The sequence below is a fragment of the Cloacibacillus sp. An23 genome (genome assembly GCF_002159945.1).
Classification (GTDB): domain Bacteria; phylum Synergistota; class Synergistia; order Synergistales; family Synergistaceae; genus Caccocola.
The window spans coordinates 230,195-236,194 of the sequence record NZ_NFJQ01000005.1 but is presented as its reverse complement, the minus strand read 5'-3'; the positions used below and the strand labels follow the sequence as shown (position 1 = coordinate 236,194).

Genomic DNA, 6,000 nt, shown 5'->3' with positions numbered 1-6,000 from the left:
TGGCGAAAAAGGTACACCTTTTTCGCCGTTTTTTGTTTTTATTCCTAAACATTATTTTTTAACAGAAAGCGACAAAACATCAGCTGTATCACAGAATAAAATTAAGCGTTTTACTATATATCCATAGCTTGTATTAAAAATGATCAAAAGAATAACAAAATATCAAGCCATGCCGTTGCCTTGACAGTTATTTTCAGCTATTCGTTTAGCGGCGTTTGCAAAAAGTCCCTGTAACATTAACGGGTTACGCAAAACACACAGACGTCTGTCCGGCATTATCTTGCGCAGAATCATCCTCCGTGCCGAGAGTTCGTAACATATGAGCCCTCTTTTGCCATATATCTTTATTTCGCCATTTTGGGTTCCTACATATATTGTTACTTCATTTTTCAGTAGAGCCTGTCTTAATCGTTCTTTATAACCCATGAAGTAAGGCTTGGTATCAATTGCTTGCTTTGAACCATCCGGCTGCTGCTGTACCAACTGCCATGAGTCGTGTCTTTTGTCATAACTATATATTCCATCGGCAGTTGCTGCTTTCAGGTAACGGTTTCCGCTGCCTCTGCCTTTTTGCACATATCGGATAAAGTCTGCCGGTGTGGGGACAATGCAGCTGGGAAGGTCAAAAGCTATGTCCAGGCGTGTTATCCTCGGTGCGTAGACGTAATCACCGCTGCTTAGGAGGCTATATAAGATCGCTCTATCCTGCGGGGATATGACGTCCAGATAACTGCGATAAATACGGTTTATCGCCGATCTTATGCTTTTATAGGTAGGCGTATTGATGTTGTTCTGTGCATAGGCAGGCGTTTCCGGCAGATAAGGTGTATACGTACAGTTTAAATCGTATCTGGATAGCTCAAACGTCGTGTACCAATGGCCGAAATATTGCCAGAACTTGACGCCGTTCGCAGTTTTTATTTTAGGGCGCTCATAATATGAGAATAAAGGAAAATGGACTGCGGCGCTGTCAATAACAGCGCGCGGCTGTATATTACTAACTTTCGCAGGCATGATAATTCCCCCGTAAAATGGGATAAGATGCATGTTTACGGGAATATATCTGCGAATTTATTGCGTTTCCGTAGCGGTTAATTTAGTAAGTGATAATTAAGAAGAATACGCCTAAAGTATCTGCGCACAGCAAAAGCGCGAGATACCGGCAGCATGTGGAATGGTTATGTCCATTCATTACGATCTAAACATGAAATCTTGTACGCTGGAGAATGATCATCCGGCATAACTTGTTTGCGCTCAGGATTTCAAACAAAAAATTTAAGAGAGGGTGAAGTGGCGCCCTCTCTTACTTATCGATATAACTCTGTTGCTAGCAGGCGATCTCGTTGCCGTAGATACCGCTGTCGGAATATGCGTCAACACTATTTGCAGTATTCTGCGTCTTTCTTGGGCGGCCGCGGCGTGATCTAGGCGGTATATAGTGTGATGCGCCGGTGTATGAAGGAAGTCCGAGTAGCCACTCATTGATCTCATGGCGGTAGTAGACTATCCCCTGACGTTCGCCGATGCTTAGAATATGGTATGGCAGCATATGGCTTTGTCCCGGGATGCCTTTGTTTCGTATTTTTCTCATTGTTTCCCTGCTGATGCCCCATTCTTCACAGAGCTGTCGTTCGGATACTATCTCAATTTTTGTCTGCGTTTTTTCTCCGTCATTATCGTTCTCCTTCGCGCGGCGTGGCACCTATTGTACGCTGTGATTGCGCGCCGCGCTTGATGTTTTTTATTTCACTTATGACAGTAACAGATTTTTCACGACTAAACAAATTTTTTGCGAAATTTTGTTTTTGGTGGGTTTGGGGTGGGTTTGAATAAAAGATATAGAAAAAGGGCTCCCGGGAATATCCCGAAAACCCTTGATATCACTGGAGCCGGCGAGGGGATTCGAACCTCCGACCTACTGATTACAAGTCAGTTGCTCTACCAGCTGAGCTACACCGGCGCGGTGCGTTCTAGCTGAACGACGCAAAATATTATATCTGATTTCATGGCCTTGTCAAACGAGGCGCGGCCTTAGCCTTTCGTCTGCCGTAGGGTTGCCATAAATATGCGGCAGGGAGCCAGAAAGAGAAAATACAGGGGCCGGTTATGTATAAGATATATGTCGATTACATGCCGATGTGGATGCGTAAACATTAAGAAGCTGGGGGCGCGTCCATTGTTAAAGTAACTTCACCACAAGTCCGCTGACGGGAGGGCGGTTCCAAGCATATCGCGGGCAGAATGAACATGCCGCGCTGAATCGGCTCTTATAGTGAAGTCATGACTCGGTCTTTATCATTGATGCAGCAGATGTCCGACGAATTTATATGCCGCCGTTTCCGCCGCCGTGCGGCGCTCTGGAAAATTTTCCGCGCGGATATTAAAATAAACCGTTGACTTGGAGTCCGCTCCCGCCTTTATGCTTCTTGAGGCGGCCTTTTCCGCGCGGGGCGTTCCTCGCGGAGCGCGGACTTCTGGCGACGCGTCCCGCTTGGACGGGACGCCGCCGCAGAAGCGGCGTTTCGCGGCCTTCGCCGCATTTTCCGCCGAAGAAGAAATCCGCGCCTGAAGGCGTCGTATACGCGGACGCGACTGTCCGCGCGGAGGTGCTGTATGCGCATTTATTATTATGCAAATAGAAGGTGCCGCGCATGACGGCGGCGCTTGAAAAATTTTTCGAGGAGAACCCGCGCCTAGCGCTCGCCTTTTCGGGCGGCGCCGACTCTGCGTACCTCATGTACGCTGCATCGCGCTGCGGAGCGGATTTCCGCGCGTATTACGTAAAGAGCGAGTTTCAGCCGGAGTTTGAGCTCGATGACGCGCGCCGGCTCGCGCGCGAGCTTTCCGCACGGATGACGGTGATTCCGCTCTCTGTGCTGGACTGCGCGGATGTCGCGGCGAACCCGCCCGACCGCTGCTATCTGTGCAAGAAACGGATTTTCGGCGCGATAGCGCGCGCGGCCGCGGAGGATGGATTTTCCCTGATAATCGACGGGACGAACGCTTCGGACGACGAGGGCGACCGCCCGGGAATGCGCGCCCTGCGCGAGCTGCGCGTGCGCTCGCCGCTGCGCGAGTGCGGCCTCGCGAAGGATGAGATACGCCGCCTATCAGCAGAGGCGGGGCTCTTCACATGGGACAAGCCAGCCTACGCCTGCCTCGCGACGCGCGTCCCGGCTGGGACGGCGATAGACGCGGATATGCTGCGCCGCGTCGAGGGCGCGGAATCGGCGCTCGCGGCCCTCGGCTTCTCCGACCTGCGAGTGCGTCTCTTCCACGGCGCGGCGCGCGTGCAGCTGCCGGAATCGCAGATAATCGGCGCGGCGGCGCGCCGATTCGAGATAAAATCGGCGCTCGCTCCGTACTTCGACACGGTGCTTCTCGACATGGAGGGCAGATAAAAATGGATAAGAAAAATATACGCGAGCTTCTCGTCCGCCTTGCGGCTGGGGAGACGACGGTGGACGAAGCGATGGAAGAACTGCGCGAAGCCCCATTCCGAGACCTCGGCTTCGCTAAGATAGACAGCCACCGCTCTCTGCGGCAGGGCATAGCCGAAGTAATCTACGGCGCCGGCAAAAGGCCGGAGCAGATAGCCGAAATAGCCGCCGCGATGCTCTCAGGCGGACAAAAGACGGTGCTCATAACTCGCATGGGGAAAGAAGCCGCGCGCGCCGTCGAACGCGCCGTGCCGATGACATACTACGAGATGGCGCGCGTCGGCATAGCCGGGGCGATGCCCGAGCCAGACGGACGCGGCACGATAGTCGTCGCTACCGGCGGCACGAGCGATATGCCCGTGGCGGAAGAGGCCGCTATCACAGCCGAGGCGCTCGGCAACAGAGTGACCCGGCTCTACGACGTCGGCGTCGCGGGGCTGCACAGGCTGCTCGCGCACATGGACGAGATAATGGGCGCGTCGGCGATCGTAGCGATAGCCGGCATGGAAGGCGCGCTCGCGAGCGTGATAGGCGGCCTTGCCGACTGCCCCGTCGTCGCCGTGCCGACCAGCGTCGGCTACGGGGCCTCCTTCGGCGGCCTCTCCGCGCTCCTCTCGATGCTAAACTCATGCGCGAGCGGCGTCTCCGTAGTCAACATAGACAACGGCTTCGGCGCGGGCTACCTTGCGAGCATGATAAACCACATAGGAGTGAAATAGAATGAAGACCTTATACATAGACTGCGGCATGGGCGCCGCCGGAGACATGCTTACTGCGGCGCTGCTCGAACTCACGCCGGATCCTGTAAAATTCGTCGAAAAGCTCAACACGCTCGGAATTCCAGGCGTCGAATACCGCGCCGCCCCATGCGTCAAATGCGGCATAAAAGGCACGCGTATGGAAGTGCTTGTACACGGCGGGGAAGAAGGCGCGGAAGAACGCGGACACGCTCATGAGCGCTCTTGCCGCGAAACAGGCGGGCACGAGCGTCGTCACGAGCATATCCATGAAAAGCCATGCGAGCACGCGCGCGGCGAAGAGCACATGTCCGAGCATGCTTGCGGCGGACATCATCACCACGCTGGCATGAGCGACATAGAAAAAATATTCGCCTCCCTCGACATGCCGGAAGAGGCGAAAGCCGACGCGCTTGCCGTATATAAAATAATCGCCGCAGCCGAAAGCTCAGTCCACGGCGTTCCAGTCTCTGAGATACACTTTCACGAAGTCGGCGCGATGGACGCGATAGCCGACGTCGCCGCCGTCTCACTGCTCATGCTCGAAATCGCGCCAGCTCGCGTCGCCGCCTCGCCCGTTCACGTCGGAAGCGGAGCCGTGCGCTGCGCCCACGGCGTCATGCCCGTCCCCGCGCCGGCGACGGCGCGCATACTCGAGGGCGTCCCGATATACGGCGGAGATGTGCGCGGCGAACTATGCACCCCGACCGGCGCGGCTCTGCTGAAGCATTTTGTCTCCTGCTTCGGGGCGCTTCCCCCTATGCGCCTAGAAAAAACCGGCTACGGCATGGGCATGAAAAACTTCGAAGATCGCGCCAACTGCGTCCGCGCGATGCTCGGCGAAGCGGAATAAACGAAACGCAGCTAAAGAACGTTATACAGCGGAATCAGCCGAAGGCTGCACGCGGACATTTCAGCGCAAAACCTTCGGCTTTCTCATATCATGCCGGATCTTCGCCGCGCCTTGATTGAAAATCCTCCGTAAAATGCGGAACCGCCCAAGCACGCCGCATGATATGCCGAAAGCCCGCCCATGTTTATAACTTTTATGCCGAGCGCACTTTTTATAAAAAATCTGCTGCGTTTCCCAATTTCCCTGCGTCTGATAAAATACTGCGGCCCACGCGGCGCTTCCGTCCGTTACGTATGAGATAAGATCGAAAGGGGCTGCGTCTTAATCGGCCTCCTGCGTTCACCGTGAGATCATCGCCGAAAAGCATAAGTGCCGGTCCGCTGCAGCGTTTAGGTGAGACTCTGCAAAGAGGCCGCCTTATTTAAATCCACAGGGCGACTGAATTCCGGTCGCTTGCCCCGACGCGCGTCCGACCAACGCCATGCGCGCCTCCATGCGGAGGCCGAGAATCATTTGCGCGGACTGCACAAGACGGATGGAAAAGAATCCAGACGCTCATATAAGCGGAGAGCTGATCACGTCGGGAATCACACTTTGAGTACATACTGAGTATGGAGGAATAAAAAAGGGCTTTCGGAAATCCCGAAAACCCTTGATATTCATGGAGCCGACTTCCGGACTCGAACCGGAGACCCCATCCTTACCATGGATGTGCTCTACCTACTGAGCTAAGTCGGCGTTGGTCCGTGTGCGCGGTAAGGGCGCTTACATAAAAAATGGTGCTAGGAGCTAGGTTCGAACTAGCGTAGGCTCTCGCCGACAGATTTACAGTCTGTTGCCTTTGACCACTCGGCCATCCTAGCACTCACATCGCCGCAATCAGCGGCATTACGAGGAGATATTTTACAGGATATTGATGATTTGTCAATATGCCCTGGCGTTTTTTTATGTTTTCGGCGGGGCGTTCGCC

Annotated in this window: 4 protein-coding genes and 3 tRNA genes; 3 read left to right on the top strand and 4 right to left on the bottom strand. The window is 54.3% G+C overall.

The window, feature by feature from the left end:
* Positions 1-162: 162 nt before the first annotated feature.
* Positions 163-1,014 carry a hypothetical protein gene (locus B5F39_RS06755; RefSeq protein WP_087365240.1) on the bottom strand — a complete coding sequence of 284 codons (852 nt, stop codon included), beginning with the start codon at positions 1,012-1,014 and terminating at the stop codon, positions 163-165.
* Between the two features lie 870 nt (positions 1,015-1,884).
* Positions 1,885-1,960 (bottom strand) — tRNA-Thr (locus B5F39_RS06750).
* Between the two features lie 691 nt (positions 1,961-2,651).
* Here B5F39_RS06750 and larE point away from each other — a divergent pair.
* Genes larE through B5F39_RS06730 form a run of 3 tightly spaced genes read left to right on the top strand, consistent with a single transcriptional unit; the run spans position 2,652 to position 5,030 of the window.
* Entirely contained in the window at positions 2,652-3,401 is a 750-nt protein-coding gene (gene larE / locus B5F39_RS06740; RefSeq protein WP_087365236.1) for an ATP-dependent sacrificial sulfur transferase LarE, read from the top strand.
* A gap of 2 nt (positions 3,402-3,403) precedes the next feature.
* The gene (larB, locus tag B5F39_RS06735; RefSeq protein ID WP_087365234.1) at positions 3,404-4,159 is read left to right on the top strand and encodes a nickel pincer cofactor biosynthesis protein LarB; all 756 of its coding nucleotides are present in this window, start codon (positions 3,404-3,406) and stop codon (positions 4,157-4,159) included.
* Position 4,160: 1 nt separating this feature from the next.
* Positions 4,161-5,030 carry a LarC family nickel insertion protein gene (locus tag B5F39_RS06730; RefSeq protein ID WP_087365232.1) on the top strand — a complete coding sequence of 290 codons (870 nt, stop codon included), beginning with the start codon at positions 4,161-4,163 and terminating at the stop codon, positions 5,028-5,030.
* 662 nt (positions 5,031-5,692) lie between these two features.
* Here B5F39_RS06730 and B5F39_RS06725 read toward each other — a convergent pair.
* Together B5F39_RS06725 and B5F39_RS06720 are read right to left on the bottom strand one after the other, a co-directional pair.
* Positions 5,693-5,768: transfer RNA gene (locus B5F39_RS06725), tRNA-Thr, on the bottom strand.
* Positions 5,769-5,807: 39 nt separating this feature from the next.
* Positions 5,808-5,893, bottom strand: a tRNA-Tyr gene (locus B5F39_RS06720).
* Between the last annotated feature and the right edge of the window lie 107 nt (positions 5,894-6,000).

Excerpts from the sequence above, each read along its gene's own strand:
- B5F39_RS06755 (WP_087365240.1), bottom strand. The coding sequence starts at position 1,014 with ATGCCTGCGAAAGTTAGTAATATACAGCCGCGCGCTGTTATTGACAGC.
- larE (WP_087365236.1), top strand. The coding sequence starts at position 2,652 with ATGACGGCGGCGCTTGAAAAATTTTTCGAGGAGAACCCGCGCCTAGCG.
- larB (WP_087365234.1), top strand. The coding sequence starts at position 3,404 with ATGGATAAGAAAAATATACGCGAGCTTCTCGTCCGCCTTGCGGCTGGG.
- B5F39_RS06730 (WP_087365232.1), top strand. The coding sequence starts at position 4,161 with ATGAAGACCTTATACATAGACTGCGGCATGGGCGCCGCCGGAGACATG.